Genomic DNA, 17,485 nt, shown 5'->3' with positions numbered 1-17,485 from the left:
GGCTTCGCCGAACGGTCCCCCTCCCCGTTCCGGGGAGGATTTTTCAGGCCCCACCCGCCTCGATCAATAGCACCTATCTGGCCGGCGGCGTCGCTCCTAGCTGGATCAGCAGCTTGGTGAGCAAATAGAGCCGGGGCGTGACGGTCGATAGTTCGAGATATTCGCGCACGCTGTGGAAGCCGCCGCCGACCGGGCCGAGCCCGTCGAGCGCGGGAGTCCCCGCCGCCGCCGCGAGCGCCGATTCCGATGCGCCGCCGTTGCCGGCCATCGTCAGCGTCAGGCCGAGATCGGCGTAGATCGTCTTCGCCTGGGCTGCCAGCTTGTCAGTCGCGGGATTGGTCGGCAGTGGCGGGAAGGATGGTGTGGTCGACACCTCGACCGTCGTGTCGGGGATGAGCGTCTTCTTCGCAAACGCCTGGAACGCACCGAGGATCGTATCGAACTGCTCGGGCGTGCGGACGCGCACGTTGATGTCGGCGGTGGCGAGATCGGGGATGACGTTGACCCGATCGCCCGCGCGCAAGGTGGTGAGGTTGGCGGTCAGCCCGTCACCCGATTTGGGGAAAGAATTGAGCGTCGCGATCTGGTGGATCAGTTCGGCGGCGGCGTTGCGCCCGTTCTGCGGCTCGACGCCGGCATGCGCGGCCTTGCCGTGGACGGTAATCTTGATGGAGGCCGATCCCTTGCGCCACACGGTGACCGCGTCGGGCGCATCGCCGGGCTCCACGTTGAGCTCGACATCGGCCTCGCGCACCAGTTTGTCGATCAGCTTGCGCGTGCCCGGCGAACCGGTCTCCTCGCTCGTCTCGATCAGCAGGGTGATGCTGGCATAATTGGTTTCCTTGAGATCGTGCAGGATCTTGAGCGCGGTCACCGCCTCGACCACGCCACCCTTCTCGTCGGAGACGCCGGGGCCGTAAGCGCGCTTGTCGTCGATGCGGTAGGGGCGCTGGGCGACGGTACCGGCAGGAAAGACCGTGTCGATATGGCCGATGATCAGGATGCGGCCTTTGCCCTTGCCCATCAGCCGCGCGACGACATTGTCGCCGAGCCCTGCAACCTCGGCCGGCGAGGTCTCCACCGTGGCGCCGATCGCCTTCAGTTCGGGTACCAGCACCGCCATCACCTTGGCCGCGCCGGCGGCGTCACCGGTGCCGGAATCGATGTTGACGATCTTTTCGAGCAAGGCGAGCTGCGCCGGGCGCGCGTCGGTCGCCGCCTTGAAGATGCGCGCGTCGGGCCTGGCGGCGATGGCGGGTGTGGCCCCGAGCATCGTTACGGCGGCCAGCGCCAGACTTACCCGCTTGCGATCCATCGATTTCCCCTTTGGTGGCTTCTCTTTGTGGCACTTTAAAGGGGTTCCGGAGGTTGCCCAGCCCCTTTCGGCACATCCGGACTGTCCGAATGCCTTGGCAGTCTTTGTGCAAAATCCTATAAGCCGTGCATGGCCCAGATGAACATCTCGATCCCCGACAAGCTCAAGAGCTGGGCAGAAGCGCGTGTGGCAGAAGGGCGCTACAGCAGCACGAGCGATTATGTCCGCGATCTTGTTCGCCGCGATCAGGAAGCGGAGGAAGCGCGTCGCCGCTTGCAGGCGGCGATAGACGAAGGGCGTAATTCGGGCATTAGCGACAAGACGGTCACTGACATTATCGCGGAATTGCGCGCGCGCCGCGCCCAGGGATGATCCGGCTCGCCTTAAGCCGCGCCGCCGAAGCCGATCTCACTGATATACTCGCTTATGGCGGCGAGACCTTTGGGTGGGATGCCGCCGAGGATTACGTCGCCAGCTTCGATCACGCCTTCGTTCTGTTGCGCGATCATCCCCGCGCCGGCGCCGTCCACGCAGAAATCCGCCCGCCGATCCGGAGTCTGCCGCACCGGCGTCACCGCATCTTCTACGACGTGCTGGACGACGGCATCACCGTGCAGCGGATCCTGCACATGTCGATGGATGTTGCGCGGCATCTTTAGAGCATTGAGCGTAAAATGTGACCCGTTCGTCCCGAGCGAAGTCGAGGGACGCTGCGCGACGTGTCTCGACTTCGCTCGACACGAACGGACTGTATGCGTCAGATTTGACACGTCATGCTCTAGGAACCGCGCAGGCCGACGCGGCTGATTTCAGGCCCGTTCAACCGATCAAGATCGCCCGAAAGTCGTTCACGTTGGTGAAGGTTGGCCCGGTGATCACCAGATCGCCGATGCTCGCGAAGAAGCTGTAACTGTCATGCCCTTCCAGCGCGCCGCGCGGATCGAACGCCGCGCCGCGCGCCAGCGTGTCGGGGCCGATGATCGCACCGGCGGCATCGTCGCTGCCGTCGATTCCATCGGTATCGCCGGCAATCGCCCAGATGCCCTCGGCACCCTGCAGCTTGAGCGCGAGGCTGAGCAGGAATTCGGTGTTGCGCCCGCCGCGCCCGGCCTTGCCGTCGCGGATCGTCACCGTCGTTTCACCGCCGGAGAGCAGCAGCAAGGGCGCCTTGGCAGGAAGTCCATGCGTACGAACCGAGCGGGCGATGCCGGCAAAGACGGTGCCCGCCTCGCGCGCCTCGCCCTCGATCGCGTCGCCGAGGATGAGGCTCGTCACCCCCTCCTCTCCCGCAGCCTCAGCCGCCGCGACGAGCGCCATGTGCGGCGTAGCGATCATGCGGATGTCGGACGGCACGGGCATGATCGACGGGGTCGGCTGGGCGAGCAATTCGATCACGGCCGGCGGCAGGACCATGCCGTAACGCGCGACGATCTCGCGCGCCGCCTCGTGCGAAGCGGGTGCGCCCACCGTCGGGCCGGAAGCGATCTCCTGCGGGTTGTCGCCGGGGACGTCACTGATCGTCAGCGTCACCACCTGCGCGGGCGCTGCCGCCGCGGCAAGGCGGCCGGCCTTGATCGCCGAAAGCGTGCCGCGGATCAGGTTCATCTCGCCAATCGTCGCGCCCGATTTGAGCAGGGCGTCATGCACCGCGATCTTGTCGGCGAGCGTCAAACCGGGCGCGGGCAGTGCCATCACCGCCGATCCGCCGCCCGAGATCAGCGCGATCACCAGATCGTCCGGGCCAAGCCCGCTCACCAGATCCAGGATCCGCCGCGCCGCCTGCTCGCTGCGCGCATCTGGCCGAGGGTGCGAGGCTTCGACGATCTCGATCCGGCTGGTCGGCCGGGCATAACCGTCGCGCGTCACCACCAGCCCGGCCAGCGCGACATCGGGCCACGCGTCCTCGAGCGCGACCGCCATGAGCGCCGATGCCTTGCCTGCGCCGACGACGATGCAGCGCCCCTTGGGCTTTTCGGGCAGATGGCGGGCGAGCACGGTACGCGGATCGGCCGCGGCCACCGCCGTATCGAACAGATGGCGCAGCAAGGCGCGCGCCTCTTTGTCGGTCCAGGCGCGCATATTGCGGCTCAGGCGATGCGGTTGGGTGGCGTCTCGCCGCCGAACCACGCGATCAGATTGTCGATCACCTTGAAGCCCATGGCGTTGCGCGTCTCCGTCGTGGCGCTGCCGAGGTGCGGCAACAGCACGACATTGTCGAGCGCGATCAGATCGGGCGAGACATTGGGCTCGCCCTGATAGACGTCGAGCGCGGCGCCCGCGATCTTGCCCTCGCGCAAGGCCGCCACCAGCGCAGCCTCGTCGACGACATCGCCGCGCGCGGTGTTGATCAGGATGGCGTGGCTCTGCATCTGATCGAACGCCGCCGCATTCATGAAGTGGCGCGTCTCCGCCCCGCCCGGAATGTGCAGCGAGACGAAATCGGACACCGCGAGCAATCCGGCGAGATCGGGATACCAGGTCGCGTCGAGCGGCCCGGCCACTTCGGCCGGCGCTTCGCGGCGGGCATAATAAGCGATCTTCATGCCGAAGCCATGATGCGCACGTTCGGCGGTGGCCTGGCCGATCCGGCCGAGCGCGACCAGCCCGAGCGTCTTCCCCTTGAGCGCCTGGCCGAGCATGTGCGTCGGCCGCCAGCCGGTCCATTTGCCGGCGCGCAATTCGCGCTCGCCCTCGCCTGCCCGGCGCGCCGCCATCAGCAGCAGGGTCAAGGCGATGTCGGCAGTCGCGTCGGTCAGCACGCCCGGGGTGTTGGTCACGACCACGCCCGCACGCTTGGCTGCAGCCACATCGATATGCTCGAAGCCGACACCGAAGCTGCCGATGATCTGCACCCGGCGATCGGGCTGCTCGATCATCTCGGCATCGATCCTGTCGGTGATCGTCGGTGCCAGCGCGTCGAACTCGCGCATCGCCTGCGCGAGATCGGCGCGCGACAGCGGCACATCGCTGTCGTTGCGGACCACGTCGAAATGCGCGTCGAGGCGCTGCTCGGCGGCGTCGGGCCAGCGACGCGTGGCGAGCACGCGCGGCCGCGGGGATGACGACATCAGGCGGCCGGCGCCGGCTGTGGCTTGCTGCCGATCACGCCGTTGCCGAGCGATGCCTTGAAATATTCGGCGAACGGATCGTCGGCGATCTCAGGCGGCGTGCCCTCGCGCACGGTCGTGCGGCGCATGTCACGGCGATATTTCTTGCTGTCATATTCGCCGCCGCGATGCATCGAGGCGAGATTGTCCCAGATCACCATGTCGCCCGGCTCATATTTCACCGAGAAGACATATTGCGGCTGGGTCGCCCAGTCGATCAGTTCCTTGAGCAGGGCGCGTCCCTCGTCCGAGGGCATGCCGACGATGTCGCGCGCGTGCGCTGCGACGTAGAGGGACTTCCGGCCGGTCGAGGCCTGCGGCATCACCAGGGGCTGACGCGCCTTGGGGCGCGAATCGACGTCCTCGTCGGTCAGCGGGAAGCCGGCCTTCTTGCGCGATTCCCACAGCGAATGCTCGACCTCGAGATGCTCGATCCTGTCCTTCATCGCCTGCGGCAGATCGTCATAAGCCGAGCGCGTGTCGGCGAACCAGGTGTGGCCGCCTTCGGGCGGCGCCTCGTAGCAGAGCAGCAGCGAATAGGAGGTGCGCATCTCCATGAACGAGCTGTCGGTGTGCCACAGCTGATCGCCCTTCTTGTGGAGCATCAGCATCTCGTCCTGGATGATGTTGCCATCGGCATCCAGATTGCTCGCGTCGAAGATCTCGCGATATTTGTGGCGCGTCTTGCGGCCGGTCGCGGCGGGCGCCCGCTCCAGATAGCCGAAGATCTGGCTGAAGGCGATGTGGCCCTCGTCGTTCAGCCCGGTATTGCGATAGACGTTGACCCCCCACTTATCCATCGTGTCGACGATCTCGCGACGCTGCGCCGCGTCGAGCGGCTTGGTGAGATCGACACCTGAAACCTCGGCGCCGAAGCGCGGCAGGATCGGTTTGACGGTTAGCGACATCGGAAAAGGCCTTTCAGTTCATCCAGCAGATCAGCGATTCTGACAATAAGATAGCATACTACCTATTCGATCGCCAAGGTCGCGCTCATCCGGCCGGCACCACATCGAGCGGACGCGTCTCATGCACCACGCGCCCGCGCACGACGGTCGCGATGCCGAGGATGGCGATGCACAGGATCAGCGGACACACCGCGAGCAGAGCGTAGCTCCGCACGATCGGCAGCCCGCTCGCCAGGATGTAACCGCCGACGAAGCCGCCGAACACGCCGCCGATCTTGCCGACCGACGCGACGGCACCGCCGCCGCTGGCGCGGATCGCGCTGGGATAGAAGACGCCCGAGATCGAGATGACCGCGCTATGCTCGCCGCCGATCAGGATCGCCTGGAGCACGATCACCGGCAGGAAGAGCGCTTCGGGCACATAGCCCAGCCCGAGCAGCAGCAGCACGGGCACCGCGATCGCCGGGAACAAGGCGACCGAGCGCGGGCCATGCTTGTCGGTGATCCGCATCAGCACCATGCCGGCCACGGCACCGCACAGGCCGCCGATCGAGGCGACGATCGCCGCCGTGGAGCGCGCGATATGCAGTTCCTCGAGCAGCAGCGGCCCCCAGTTCGATCCGAAATAGATGGCGAGCGAGCTCGCGAAATAGGCGATCCACAACAAGGGCGTGATGGCGGCGAGATCGCCTTCGAACAGCTGGGCGAACCGGAACTTGCGGGCGGTCCTCTCGTCACCGAGGATGAAGCGATCCCCCGGAAGGATGTCGAGCGACGGATCGACCCGCTTGAGGGTCGATGCCACCAGGTCCGGCTTGAGCCCCTTTGCCACCAGAAAGCGCACGGATTCCGGCAGATAGATCAACAGCGCCGTCGCGCAGACCAAAGTCCCGATGCCGCCGAACAGATAAACGCCTTCCCAGCCATGATGCGGCGCGATCAGGTTGGTGAGCGGTGCCGCGCTGGCGCTGCCGATCGTATAGCCCATCATGATCACCGCCACGACGGTGCCGCGCATCCGGTTGGGCACGAATTCGATGTTGAGCGCCCAGGCGAGCGGCAGCATGCCGCCGATGGCGAGGCCGTCGAGGAAGCGCAGTGCGAGCAACACCTCGTAATTGCCGGCAAAGGCGGTCGCGATGGTGAGCAGGCCGAAGGTGAAGGCGCAGAAGATCACGGTCGGCCGGCGGCCGATGCGATCACCGAGATTCGAGAAGACCAGGCCGCCGATCACCATCCCGAACGTGCCGGCCGAAAAGACCCAGCCGAGCATCGTCTTCGACAGGCCCAGTTCGTCGCGCATGTAGGGCGCGGTGTAGGACACCATCATCATGTCCAGCCCGTCGAACACGGTGATCAGCCACGACAGCAGGATGAGCTTGATATTGAACGACGAAAGCTTGCGCTGATCGAGCAGCGCGGCGACATCGACGGTACGCGACAGCCTGTTCATCATCCTACCTCTGCAAGCGAATTGATCTTGCCGCGGTCGTTCTGGCGCCGGTTCCGCATCTCACACTCGTTATCACGCAAACCATCCGCTGCGCAGGCCAAAAAAATAGGCCGGACACCCTGCAAGGTGTCCGGCCAGAGAGGAAGCATCAATAATTGATCCGCACGCCGAATTTGAAGGTGGTGCCGAGCGGACTGAACAGGATGTCGTTGCCCGTGCCATGCGACCCCGGGTTCAGCGGGGGGGTGGTGTTGAACACATTGTCGACACCGATGAAGGTGGTCATGTCGTGCGACGAACCGAACGGCAGGCGATATTGCGCCATCAGATCGACATAGGTGCGCGACGGGACCGAGTTGGTGCTGGAGCTGTTGGTCAGCGTGATGTTGTATCCGGCCTGATCGGGGCCGACGAAGGCCGCATTGTAGAAGCCCTTGTTGATCCACTTGATGTGCGTGCTGAGGGTCAAGCGCTGGTAATTCCACGCCACGAGCCCGTCGACCTGCCAATCGGGCAGGCCCGGGGGCGTGCCGCCGCGCAGGCCGGTCTGGCCCGCACGGTTGGTCGAGCCGACCGCGTCGACCGTGATGAAGTCCTTCACGTAATTGGCGAGGATACGGAAATCGAGGCTGCCATATTGCTGGAGCGGCTGGCGATAATCGACCTCGAAGTCGATGCCGCGCGTGATCAGCCGGTTCACGTTCTGCAACACGTCGGTCACGTCGGTGGCGAAGCCGTTCGAGTCCCGCACGATCAGGCTGCAGCTGACCGCATCGCCCTGGAAGCAGCGCGTCAGGATGTTCTGCTGGCCGAGCGTCGAGATCGCATCCTTGATGTTGATGTCGTACCAGTCGACCGAGCCGCGGAAGCGGCCGAGGATCCCGCCCTGCGGTTTCAGCACGACGCCGGCGGTGAAGGTGTTGGCCTGCTCCGGCTTCAAATTCGGGTTTGAACCCGAATGGATGTTGACGACGGTCTGGCCCTTCACGGGATCGCTGACGATGCCCGAGGAGAGCGTCGTCGGACCGAACAGTTCGGAGATGTTGGGCGCGCGGATGTCGCGTGACTTCGTCGCGCGGAAGCGGATCGCCGGGATCGGCTCCCACACGCCGCCAACCTTCCAGGTGGTGACGTTGACCGACGAATCATTGCCGGTGCCCGAACGCTTATAGTGGGTGCGGCGGACCGCGCCGTTTGCGCTCAGTTCGTCGAAGAAGGGAACATCCTTGAGGATCGGAACCTCACCTTCGACATAGCCCTCGGCCACCTGGATCTGGCCCGAGATGATCGATCCGTTGGCGGAGTAGAGCGCGAGCCTTTTCGAGTTGGCGTCGGTGTCGCCTGCAATCTTGTCCGAACGGAATTCGCCGCCGACCGCGATCGCGACCGGGCCCGCCGGCAGATTGAACAGATTGCCCTTCAGGTTGGCAGCAACGACGTGCTCGTTGGTGACGGCGGTCTGGAAAGCGTTGGTGGTGAAATAGGCGATCGAGGCGGCATTCTTCGCCGCCTTCTGGCCGAACGGATCGTAGGGGACGCACGCCGCGTCGTCGTTGTTCGGGTTCGCATCGGCATTGATGCGGCAGATGGCGACGCCATTGACGCTGGTTGCGTCGAGCGCGTTGGTGATCTTCGACGCCACGATCGCGTGGTTTACGTCCTCGCGGAACTTGTTGTGGCCGTACTGATAATAAGCGTCCCAGCTCCAGCTCCCGCCGAGCGCGCCGCTCAGCTTGGCGACGCCGCGGATGACATCGTCATTGGTAACGAGGCCGGTCCGCCCGATCTCGGGAAAGCCCTTGCCGAGGGTGAACGATGTCAGCCCGCTTTGCGCCAGAAGCGTCGGGATATCGAGCGTCGGATCGGCCGAGCGCGGGATGAACGGATTGTCGCTGCGGATCGTGATCGCGGTATTGCGATAATATTGGGCCGTATATTCCGCACGCAGATGGCCGTAATTGACCATCGCCGATGCCTTGATGCTGGGCGTCACATCCCAGTCGAGCATGCCCGTGATCGCATAACGCTCGGTCGGCGCGACGATATACAGGTCCTTGAAATAGATATTGTCCGACTGCCCTTCGCCGCCCTGCATGTACAGATTGTTGGAGATCGTACCGTACTGGAAGCGGCGCGGGGTACCGTCGGGGGAGAAGGTGATGCCGTCGATCGGGCGCAGCGTCGGGAAATTCTTGCCGGTGTAGGCCGATGCGGGCGGCGTGGTGACGCCGTTGAACGGCACGGTCGAGGGCGTGATGCCGGACAGGATGTTGTTGGCCGGCATGTTGGTGACGCCGGGATTGCGGCCGAAATTGAGCGTGTTGGTGCGGCAGAAAGCGCGCGACTGGCAATCGCCGACGCCCGCGTCGTGCTCATATTCGCCGCCGATCACGACGTGGACCGTGTCCGAAAGCTTCCCGCCCCAGGCCAGCCCGATCACCGGATCGCTGTTGTCGCCATAGCGGGTGATGCTGCTGGTACCGGAGAATTTGAAGCCGTTGAGCTTGTGGTTGAGGCGAAGGTTGACGACGCCCGCCACCGCGTCCGATCCATATTGTGCGGACGCGCCGCCGGTCACGACCTCGGCCTGGCTGAGCAGGATCGACGGGATCATGTTGGTGTCGACCGTCGCCTGCGTCGTCGACGGCACGAACCGCATGCTGTCGACCTGGGTCAGCGTGCGTACCGCGCCGAGGCCGCGCAGATCGAGGATACGACCGCCGATATAACCGGCGGTCGGCGCCAGTTCGCCGCTGGCGGGCGTGTTCGATGCACGGAAGGACGGAACTTCGTTCAGCGCGTCGGCAACGTTGGTGATGCCGCGTTGCTCGAGGCGCGCAGCGCCGACCACGGCGACCGGCGTCGGGCTCGAGAAACCGGTGGCCAGGCGCGAACCCGTCACGACGATCTCAGCCGCGTCGGCGGCATCCGGTGTGGCGGCCGGTTGCGCCGCATTCTGGGCGCTCGTCGGCGCTGCCAGCATCACCAGTGCAGCCCCCAATGCGAGCTGCGCGACTCCCTGACGCAGAGTCACCTTGACGGTTAGGCTCATTACCCTCTCCCTGTTGGTCGTTTCGCGATCTTCCGTCGCTTCGATTTGGTAGGGGGCTAAAGAATTTTTCGATAGGGCGCTACAGGTTTTTGTAGCATGGTACGGAATATTGCGAGCGTGGCATTCTGCACACACAGCGATGGCTTAGCTGCGAGGCTTGGCCTCGCCTCGGCGAACGCTTATCGGCCGCGATGGATAGCGAATGGCGTCGTTACGGGGCAATAGCCGCGAACACGCGAGAATGGAGAGCATTGATGGCGACGGCGTTCAAGATCACCAGCATCCCGGATCCCTATGCCGAGATCACCAAGCGCTTCGGGGTCGAGGGTGATTGCCTCGGCGCCAGCGAGAGCGAATTGCCGTGGGTTCCCTATGGCGACAAGGCCGCGATCCGCCACATGGCGTTCGACGTGCGCGGCAATTGGTATGGCAACGTGCTGTGGATCAAGGAACCCGGCATGATCGGCACGCACAAGCATCACGGCACGGTGCTGATGCTGTGCCTCGAAGGCAGCTGCCGCTATCTGGAATATGATTGGGTCGCCGGCCCGGGCGACTTCATCACCGAGACGCCGGGCCAGGCGCACACCCTCGTCACCGATCATCCCGACGGCGTGAAATTGTTCGGCTGGATGCAGGGCTGTGCCGAGCATTTCGACGAGGACGGCAACCATCTGGAGACGATCGACGTCTTCTGGTTCATCAAGCATTATACCGAATATTGCGAGACGAACGGCCTGCCGATCAATGAAAAGCTGTTCATGAAGTAAGTCGCGACCGGCTCATTCCGCCGTCATGCTGAACTCGTTTCAGCATCCACCAAACAACTTGCTCGGACAGTGCAGCACGCTTGGTGGACCCTGAAACAAGTCCAGGGTGGCGGCCTGGAAGATCACCGCATTTCGTCGAGCCGGCCCAATATCTGGTTGAGCACATCGACGCAGATCGCCAGCCGCTCCGGATCGATATCGCTCAACAATTCGCGCCGCAGATTGTTGGTGACGCCCATGATCTGGGCGATCACCTGCAGCCCGGCCGGGGTGATGCGGTTGATCGTGACGCGGCGGTCGCTCTCGCTCTGGCTGCGCTCGATCAACCCATCGCGCGCCAGCACATCGAGCATGCGCACCATCGTCGGCCCTTCGACCGAGATCAGGCGGGCGAGTTCGCTCTGCGTGAGATCGACATCGGCGAAGGCGACGAGGAACAAGGTCTCCCAGCGCGCCATCGTCTGGCCGACCGCCTTGACCCGTTCGTTGGCAAGCTTGCGCCAGCGCCGCGCGGCGACGACCATAGCGCGCGTCGCATTGTAGAAACCGTCATTCTCGCTGCCGTCGCCGAATTGCTCGTGATAGCTGATCAGGTGACGGTTCGAGACGTCGGTGTCGTAGCCGCCATCGGGCGGCGGCGCCCTGCCCGCTGAATCGGTTCCGCGCGGGCCTCGTCTCTTTTCCGAGCGCGGTCCGCCTGTCACCTGGCGATGGTCCGTATCATAGGACAAGGAATACCCCCCTTTGGCCGCCCGAAACAAGGTCGGATCTGGGACAAGCGCTTCACCCGATCAGGAGCTGATGGTGGTGGCAGACCGCGGCCGCTTGCTCACGACGGCACCAATCGCGAGCGCCGAGAGCGCCAGGATCACGGGGCACGCCGCCAGCAAAGTGTAGCTGCGGATCACCGGCATCCCGCTGGCGAGGATATAGCCTCCGAGCAGCGGCCCCAGCACCGCACCGACCTTGGCTACCGAGGTCGCCCAGCCGGCACCGCTCGCGCGGATCGCGCTCGGATAGAAGATGCCCGCGATCGAATGGATGCCGAAATGCGCGCCGCTCACCAGCAACGCGGCCACGACCTGCACGGGCAGGAACCAGTCGTGCGAGACGAGCCCCATGCCCATGACGAGCAGCACCGGCACGGCGAGCGTCGGATAGAAGGCCACCATGCGCGGCCCGCGCCGATCGGTGAAGCGCATCAGCAACAGGCCGCCGACCGCACCGAGCACGCCGCTCAGCGAGGAAACGAGCGCCGCCGTCTTGCGCGGAAACTCGAGCGATTCGAGCACGAGCGGCCCCCACGAGGACCAGAAATAGACCGCCAGGCTGCTGGCGATGTAGCCGAGCCACAGCAATGGCGTGATCTTGGCCAGATCGCCCTTGAACAATTGGCGGACATGGAAACCGGCCCCGCCATGCGCCTCGTCGCCCAGGGTGAAGGTGTCGGCCGGGGTCGCGCCGATCGCGGGATCGATCCGGTTGAGGATCACCGCCACCTTGTCGGGCCGGAGCCCGCGCGTGACGAGGAAGCGCGCCGATTCGGGGAGATAGGCGAGCAGCAGCACGGCGCAGACGAGCGTACCGACGCCGCCGACGACATAGACCCCTTCCCAGCCATGATGGGGCGCGATCCAGTTGGTGAGCGGGCCGGCGCTGGCCGTGCCGATGCTGTACCCCATCATGATCACCGTCACGACGGTCGAGCGGAACCGGCCCGGCACGAACTCGATGTTGAGCGCCCAGGACAAGGGCAGCATCCCGCCGATGGCGAGCCCGTTGAGGAAGCGCAGGACGATGAACTGCGGCAGGGTCTGCGCCAGCGCGGTCGCGATCGTCAGCACGCCGAACGTGAACGCCGCCGCAACGATCGTCGGCCGCCGGCCGATCACGTCGGCGAGCCAGGCGAAGAAGAAGCCGCCCGCCATCATGCCCGCCGTACCGGCCGAAAAGACCCAGCTCAGCTGCGTCGGAGAGAGATGGAACTGATCGCGGATATAGGGCGCGGTATAGCTGATCATCATCTGATCGAAGCCGTCGAACGCCGTGATCAGCCATGAGATGATGATCAATTTGTAATTGAAGCCGCCGAGCTTGCGCTCCTCGATCAGCTTCGCGACATCGATCGTACGCGGCGCAATGGCCATGAATTCCCTCTCTCCGGCACTGGCTGATGCCAGCGATAGGGGCGCAGCGATTAGGTAGCAATCTATGTGACGCGGCGTTGGAAGAGCCGTGCAGCAAATCAGGTCGCGCGACGCCCCCGCGCGGCGGCGAGCGCCCGGCCGAGCTGCTCGATCGTGTAGGGCTTGAGCAGGAGCTGGAAGCCCTCCTCCCCGGCAGCAGCCGCAGCGGCGGAATAGCCGGTCATCAGCACGACCGGCAGATCGGGCCAATGTTCGGCGATCCGGCGCGCCAGATCGAGCCCGCCCATGAAGCCCGGCATCACCATATCCGACAGCACGATATCGAAATGCTCGCCTTCCTCCAGCAGAGCCAGCGCCGCCATCGCGGTTCCGACGCGGTGCGGTTCGCAATTCAGCTCGCGCACCAGCCCGGTCACGAGATCGGCGAGGGCATCGTCATCTTCGGCGATCAACACCCGCGCCTGCCCGATCTCCGGCATGGCCGCCGCATCCGCCCGCGGTTCGACCGGTGCGCGCGCGCAGCGCGGCAGGAGCAGGTTGACGGTCGTCCCCTCCCCCAGCTTGCTCTCGATCGCGATCGATCCGCCCGAACCGTGGACGAAGCCATAGACCTGACTCAGACCCAGCCCGGTGCCATGCCCGGCCGGCTTGGTGGTGAAGAAGGGTTCGAAGACCTTTTCGATCAGTTCGGGCGGCATGCCGCTGCCACTGTCGCGCAACGACAGGCGCACCCGGTCCACCTCGCCCGCGTTCGTCGCCGGCACGTTGCGGGCGGACACGATCAGCATTCCGCCATCGGGCATCGCGTCACGCGCGTTGACCGCGATGTTGAGGATCGCGACATCGAGTTGCGACCCGTCGACCTCGATCGGCCACAACCCCGCCGGCATGCTATATTCGACCGCGATATCCTCCCGCAGCGAGCGCGCGATCAGATCGTGAAGGCTTTCGATCCGCTCGCGCAGATCGATCACCTCGGGTTTCAAAGGCGATCGCCGCGCGAAGGTCAGCAATTGCTGGGTGAGCTTGGTGCCGCGATCGATCGCCTGCCTTATCCCCTGCCGCAGCCGTTCCCGGCGCGTGGGATCGTCCGTACGGTCCATCAGTTCGAGCCCGCTCGACGCGACCATCAGCAGGTTGTTGAAATCATGCGCGACCCCACCGGTGAGCTGGCCCATCGCCTCCATCTTCTGCGACTGGCGCAAGGCTTCTTCCGCCTGCCGCCGGCTTTCGGCCTCTTCCTGGAGCCGCTGATTGGCCTCGCTCAACTGCGCATAGGAGGCGCCCAGTACGGCCAGGAGCAGGCAGGCCATGACGATGATCGCGGCCACCCCGCTGTAGCGCATCATCCGTCGCGTCCACGGCTCGACCGACGCACGCAGATAGACCGCGCCGAGCGCGACCCCGTTCTGCACGACCGGCTCGTTCACGATGAGATCGCCGCCGACGAAATGCGGCGCTGCCGGCACCGCGCGATCGGGCGCAGCGGCGCCGTTGCGGCCGAAGCTCGCGATGCGGTGACCGTCGAGCGCGTAGACGCCGGCCGCATCGATCTCGGGATTGGCGCGCAACGCCTCCAGATAATCGCGCATCGCTTCGGCATCGTCGAACGCCAACGCCCCCGCGACGCTGCCGGCGAGAATTCGCGCCTGCACCGTCTGCGCATGAATATGGCTGGAGCGCGCCTGATTCTCGCCATGGAGCGCCGCCAACACGCCTGCCGCGAGCAGCGCCGCGGCGATGCCGAGCGCGATCAGCGGACTGCCGGCGAGAAACCAGCCGAGCCGATCCCAGACCCTGCGCCGCACCGTCATCGCGCCACCTTCACGGCAAGCTCGAGCAGCTTGGAGCTGATCTGCAACCCGCTTTGCTCGGCGGCCGCGGCATCGACGGCGAAACGCACCCGCCCGTCGAGCGTCATGAAGGCGATGATGCTGCCGGGGAAATCCTGATCGTTGTCGGTGACGGTCAATACCGGATGGCCGTGCATCGTGTGGATTATCTCTGCCGGGGGGCTTTCTGAACCCGGACCGACGAACAGGATATGGCATTGCCCCATCGTCGCCGCGTCGGGATGCTCGATCGTAACGGGGTGACCCTGCACCTGCTGCCCCTTTACCGCGTCGGCCAGCGCGGCGCCGAACGGATCGGTACCGCTCACGCAGATCCTGAACGGGCTATCGGGTGCGGCGAAGCTGCGCGCGGGCCAATCGATGAACAGCGCGAATTTGGTGAGGTAGTTCGCCTTGACGATAGTTTCGGGCGATTGCGCGGCCGCCGCGACCGAAACCGAACTGGCCGCGCCGATCGCCAGCGCGGTCCGCATCAGACGGCGCACGATCGCCATATCCCTCAAACGCTCCTTGCCCGGCGAGCCCGGCCATATTGTTTCGCCAGCGGTCCGATAACGGCGTGCGCGTCGGGAGGTTCCCGCTCCGCAGCCTGATTTGTCCAATCGCCGCTTGACCCGCCCGCCATCGATGATGTTCGTGCGCGGTAACGGAGATGGAGCAACGCATGGACGACGAACGGCCCTGGCCGCAGCAGGGGCGCGAACGGATGATCATCCCCGCGCCTGTCGGGCGGATCGGCACCGGCGCGCCCGAGATCGAGATGGAGATGCTCGCGCGGATGGACGCCGATCATGTCTTCATGATGGGCGACAATCCGGCGCTGCGGCGCATGCCCGAACGGCCCAAGCTGGTCGATTTCTTCCGCTACCGCTTCGGCGACATCACGATCCGCCACCTCACCACCAGCGCCAAGCGCGCGCTGGACGAGGGCATGGATGAGAAGATCGTACTGGCCTGCCTGCTCCACGATATCTCGAACGGCTGCTTCGTGCGCGCCGACCATGGCTATTGGGGCGCACAGATGATCGCGCCTTATGTCAGCGAGGAGATCGCCTGGGCGGTCAAATATCACCAGCCCTTGCGGTATTTCGCCGACGAGAGCGTGGGCTACCAGTATCCCGACAGCTATCGCCAGTTCTTCGGCCCCGATTACGTGCCGCCCGAATATATCCGCCGCGACGCCGAATATGCCCGCAACCATCGCTGGTACATGAGTTCACGGCTGGTGACGCTGTACGACCTGTATTTCTTCGACGACGTGGCGGCGTTCGATCCCGAGATATTCACCGACATCATCGGCCGCCACTTCAAGGAGCCCGAGGAAGGCCTCGGCTTCGACGGCAGCCCGGTCGCGCACATGTGGCGCACGATGATCTGGCCGAACAACTTTTTGTAGGAAATCTATGGGTTTGTCCGGTTCGTTCTGAGCGCATACAACAGATGTGTTCGGTAAAATTCATTACCGTCATTCCCGCGAAGGCGGGAATCCAAATTCTCTAACGTTTCGAATTGTTGGGTTGCTTCAGAGGATATGGATTCCCGCCTTCGCGGGAATGACGATTAACTTAAAACCCCCGCGCTAGCCCTCGCTCTTCTGAAACACCCGCGCGCGATCAGCCGCCCAGTTGCGTAGCGCCTCGGTCCGCTTCCTCGCCCCTTCGGGATCGGCTTCCATCGGCAGCACAGCATCGACGATTTCGTCATAATGCCGGCGCAGCTGCTCCTTCGCCTCGGGGTAAGGGATGACGTAAAGCTGGTTCTGCTCGATCGCGGCCTTCACATGCTCGGCCAGCTCGATCGGCTCCATGCCGTGGGCATGGATCGAATGGAGCGAGGCAATCGAGGCCTCGTTCTCGACATAGCCACTGCCGGCGAACTGGGCGGGTCGTAGCCTGCTCGCCTCGGCGATGTTGGTTTTGATATTGGCCGGGCACACCACCGACACGCCGATCCCGTATTGGGCGAGGCCGGCGCGGTAGCTCTCCATCAAATTGACCACCGCCGCCTTGGCCGCCGAATAGGGTGCCGCGATCGCGCTGCCCTGCAGCCCGCCCATCGACGAAACGGTGACGATATGCCCCGGCTTCCCCGCCGCGATCATGCGCGGCACGAAGGTGACCATGCCGTTGATCACGCCGCCCAGATTGACGCCGACGATCCAGTCGAAATCCGCGTAGGTGGTCTTCTCGACCGGCCCGAAGCTGTTCACGCCGGCGGTGTTGAACAGCAAGGTCGGTGGCGCGCCGAACACCTGTTCGACCTCGTCGGCGGCGCGGGCATAGGCTTCGCGATCCATGATATCGAGGACGATACCGTGCGCGGTGATCCCCTCCCCCGCCAGCGCGGCCAGCGCCGTTTCGATCGCCTCCGCGCGAACATCGGCGATGACGATCCTGGCGCCCGCGCGACCGAACACCTGCGCCTGGCCCAGGCCGGCCCCCGAGGCGCCGCCGGTGATGAACGCGATCTGGCCGTTGAAGTCCTGCATGGGTCAGCCTCTCCGTTTTGATCTGGCCCGTTGGTGGCCATGGCGGCCGGACGATGCAAGCCTGATGCGTCGGCGCGTGGGAGATCACGCGTTAAATCACACCCGCTCATCCTGAGGAAGGACTGAGGTTGTCGAAATGGCTGCTCAGGGATGGGCAGGAATGACTAATTACCCCCCGATATCGCCCACTCCACCCCGCTGCAGGCGGCTGACGCAGCCGCGTCTCCCGAGCGAGCTCGCACAACCGCCCTGCGAAACGACGCCGCGAGACATCATCGTGGCCTGGCGGCCGACGGAGAAGCCCGACGAGCCCGTCCCCGCCTGCGATCACGCGGCCGTTTCGATGAACACATCACCGCGGAAAATTTTATCGATCGCGTATGACATAGTTG

General features: G+C 64.8%; 15 protein-coding genes. 4 read left to right on the top strand and 11 right to left on the bottom strand.

The features are described from left to right. Positions 1 to 73: 73 nt before the first annotated feature. The gene (locus AB4Z44_RS04900) at positions 74 to 1,315 is read right to left on the bottom strand and encodes a glutamate carboxypeptidase (protein ID WP_404712949.1); all 1,242 of its coding nucleotides are present in this window, start codon (positions 1,313 to 1,315) and stop codon (positions 74 to 76) included. Positions 1,316 to 1,444: 129 nt separating this feature from the next. Between AB4Z44_RS04900 and AB4Z44_RS04895 the strand changes: the two genes are divergently transcribed. Further along, positions 1,445 to 1,687 (top strand): type II toxin-antitoxin system ParD family antitoxin, encoded by a 243-nt coding sequence (locus AB4Z44_RS04895; RefSeq protein ID WP_404712948.1) that lies wholly within the window; start codon positions 1,445 to 1,447, stop codon positions 1,685 to 1,687. Beyond that, entirely contained in the window at positions 1,684 to 1,974 is a 291-nt protein-coding gene (locus tag AB4Z44_RS04890) for a type II toxin-antitoxin system RelE/ParE family toxin (protein ID WP_404712947.1), read from the top strand. Before AB4Z44_RS04895 ends, AB4Z44_RS04890 begins: the two co-directional genes overlap by 4 nt. A gap of 160 nt (positions 1,975 to 2,134) precedes the next feature. Here AB4Z44_RS04890 and AB4Z44_RS04885 read toward each other — a convergent pair whose 3' ends face one another. The 5 genes from AB4Z44_RS04885 to AB4Z44_RS04865 all read right to left on the bottom strand — a co-directional run bounded on the left by AB4Z44_RS04885 (position 2,135) and on the right by AB4Z44_RS04865 (position 9,835). Continuing rightward, complete coding sequence (locus AB4Z44_RS04885) at positions 2,135 to 3,394, bottom strand: glycerate kinase (RefSeq protein WP_404712946.1); 1,260 nt, start codon at positions 3,392 to 3,394, stop codon at positions 2,135 to 2,137. An 8-nt stretch (positions 3,395 to 3,402) separates the two neighbouring features. Then, the gene (locus AB4Z44_RS04880) at positions 3,403 to 4,383 is read right to left on the bottom strand and encodes a 2-hydroxyacid dehydrogenase (RefSeq protein WP_404712945.1); all 981 of its coding nucleotides are present in this window, start codon (positions 4,381 to 4,383) and stop codon (positions 3,403 to 3,405) included. Then, positions 4,383 to 5,330, bottom strand: coding sequence for a TauD/TfdA dioxygenase family protein (locus AB4Z44_RS04875; protein ID WP_404712944.1), 948 nt, complete (start codon positions 5,328 to 5,330; stop codon positions 4,383 to 4,385). Before AB4Z44_RS04875 ends, AB4Z44_RS04880 begins: the two co-directional genes overlap by 1 nt. Before the next feature lie 85 nt (positions 5,331 to 5,415). Continuing rightward, positions 5,416 to 6,786 (bottom strand): MFS transporter, encoded by a 1,371-nt coding sequence (locus AB4Z44_RS04870; RefSeq protein ID WP_404712943.1) that lies wholly within the window; start codon positions 6,784 to 6,786, stop codon positions 5,416 to 5,418. A 145-nt stretch (positions 6,787 to 6,931) separates the two neighbouring features. After that, a complete protein-coding gene (locus AB4Z44_RS04865) occupies positions 6,932 to 9,835 on the bottom strand; it encodes a TonB-dependent receptor domain-containing protein (protein WP_404712942.1) in 2,904 nt (967 codons plus the stop codon). A gap of 254 nt (positions 9,836 to 10,089) precedes the next feature. On the opposite strand from AB4Z44_RS04865, the gene AB4Z44_RS04860 reads away from it, so the two are divergent. Continuing rightward, positions 10,090 to 10,605: a 2,4'-dihydroxyacetophenone dioxygenase family protein gene (locus AB4Z44_RS04860; protein WP_404712941.1), complete on the top strand. Its 516-nt coding sequence runs from the start codon at positions 10,090 to 10,092 to the stop codon at positions 10,603 to 10,605. A gap of 122 nt (positions 10,606 to 10,727) precedes the next feature. Here the strand turns inward: AB4Z44_RS04860 and AB4Z44_RS04855 are convergent, their stop codons facing one another. The 4 genes from AB4Z44_RS04855 to AB4Z44_RS04840 form a co-directional block, all read right to left on the bottom strand. After that, positions 10,728 to 11,336: a MarR family winged helix-turn-helix transcriptional regulator gene (locus AB4Z44_RS04855; RefSeq protein WP_404712940.1), complete on the bottom strand. Its 609-nt coding sequence runs from the start codon at positions 11,334 to 11,336 to the stop codon at positions 10,728 to 10,730. Positions 11,337 to 11,396: 60 nt separating this feature from the next. Beyond that, complete coding sequence (locus AB4Z44_RS04850; protein ID WP_404712939.1) at positions 11,397 to 12,752, bottom strand: MFS transporter; 1,356 nt, start codon at positions 12,750 to 12,752, stop codon at positions 11,397 to 11,399. A gap of 98 nt (positions 12,753 to 12,850) precedes the next feature. Beyond that, complete coding sequence (locus AB4Z44_RS04845) at positions 12,851 to 14,566, bottom strand: ATP-binding protein (RefSeq protein WP_404712938.1); 1,716 nt, start codon at positions 14,564 to 14,566, stop codon at positions 12,851 to 12,853. Continuing rightward, a complete protein-coding gene (locus AB4Z44_RS04840; protein WP_404712937.1) occupies positions 14,563 to 15,099 on the bottom strand; it encodes a YfiR family protein in 537 nt (178 codons plus the stop codon). The genes AB4Z44_RS04845 and AB4Z44_RS04840 overlap by 4 nt, the downstream gene beginning before the upstream one ends. A 170-nt stretch (positions 15,100 to 15,269) precedes the next feature. Between AB4Z44_RS04840 and AB4Z44_RS04835 the strand changes: the two genes are divergently transcribed. Then, positions 15,270 to 16,001: an HD domain-containing protein gene (locus tag AB4Z44_RS04835; RefSeq protein ID WP_404712936.1), complete on the top strand. Its 732-nt coding sequence runs from the start codon at positions 15,270 to 15,272 to the stop codon at positions 15,999 to 16,001. A 183-nt stretch (positions 16,002 to 16,184) separates the two neighbouring features. Here AB4Z44_RS04835 and AB4Z44_RS04830 read toward each other — a convergent pair whose 3' ends face one another. Beyond that, positions 16,185 to 17,093 carry an SDR family NAD(P)-dependent oxidoreductase gene (locus tag AB4Z44_RS04830; RefSeq protein ID WP_404712935.1) on the bottom strand — a complete coding sequence of 303 codons (909 nt, stop codon included), beginning with the start codon at positions 17,091 to 17,093 and terminating at the stop codon, positions 16,185 to 16,187. Positions 17,094 to 17,485: the final 392 nt, after the last annotated feature.

Source organism: Sphingomonas sp. MMS24-J13 (assembly GCF_044905095.1).
In the GTDB taxonomy this organism is placed as follows: Bacteria; Pseudomonadota; Alphaproteobacteria; order Sphingomonadales; family Sphingomonadaceae; genus Sphingomonas_I.
Note: the sequence above shows the minus strand (reverse complement) of the source record. Positions and strands in the feature narration are given on the sequence as shown.

Coding starts and splice junctions, on each gene's coding strand:
- AB4Z44_RS04900 (WP_404712949.1), bottom strand. CDS start 1,315: ATGGATCGCAAGCGGGTAAGTCTGGCGCTGGCCGCCGTAACGATGCTC.
- AB4Z44_RS04895 (WP_404712948.1), top strand. CDS start 1,445: ATGGCCCAGATGAACATCTCGATCCCCGACAAGCTCAAGAGCTGGGCA.
- AB4Z44_RS04890 (WP_404712947.1), top strand. CDS start 1,684: ATGATCCGGCTCGCCTTAAGCCGCGCCGCCGAAGCCGATCTCACTGAT.
- AB4Z44_RS04885 (WP_404712946.1), bottom strand. CDS start 3,394: ATGCGCGCCTGGACCGACAAAGAGGCGCGCGCCTTGCTGCGCCATCTG.
- AB4Z44_RS04880 (WP_404712945.1), bottom strand. CDS start 4,383: ATGTCGTCATCCCCGCGGCCGCGCGTGCTCGCCACGCGTCGCTGGCCC.
- AB4Z44_RS04875 (WP_404712944.1), bottom strand. CDS start 5,330: ATGTCGCTAACCGTCAAACCGATCCTGCCGCGCTTCGGCGCCGAGGTT.
- AB4Z44_RS04870 (WP_404712943.1), bottom strand. CDS start 6,786: ATGATGAACAGGCTGTCGCGTACCGTCGATGTCGCCGCGCTGCTCGAT.
- AB4Z44_RS04865 (WP_404712942.1), bottom strand. CDS start 9,835: ATGAGCCTAACCGTCAAGGTGACTCTGCGTCAGGGAGTCGCGCAGCTC.
- AB4Z44_RS04860 (WP_404712941.1), top strand. CDS start 10,090: ATGGCGACGGCGTTCAAGATCACCAGCATCCCGGATCCCTATGCCGAG.
- AB4Z44_RS04850 (WP_404712939.1), bottom strand. CDS start 12,752: ATGGCCATTGCGCCGCGTACGATCGATGTCGCGAAGCTGATCGAGGAG.
- AB4Z44_RS04845 (WP_404712938.1), bottom strand. CDS start 14,566: ATGACGGTGCGGCGCAGGGTCTGGGATCGGCTCGGCTGGTTTCTCGCC.
- AB4Z44_RS04840 (WP_404712937.1), bottom strand. CDS start 15,099: ATGGCGATCGTGCGCCGTCTGATGCGGACCGCGCTGGCGATCGGCGCG.
- AB4Z44_RS04835 (WP_404712936.1), top strand. CDS start 15,270: ATGGACGACGAACGGCCCTGGCCGCAGCAGGGGCGCGAACGGATGATC.
- AB4Z44_RS04830 (WP_404712935.1), bottom strand. CDS start 17,093: ATGCAGGACTTCAACGGCCAGATCGCGTTCATCACCGGCGGCGCCTCG.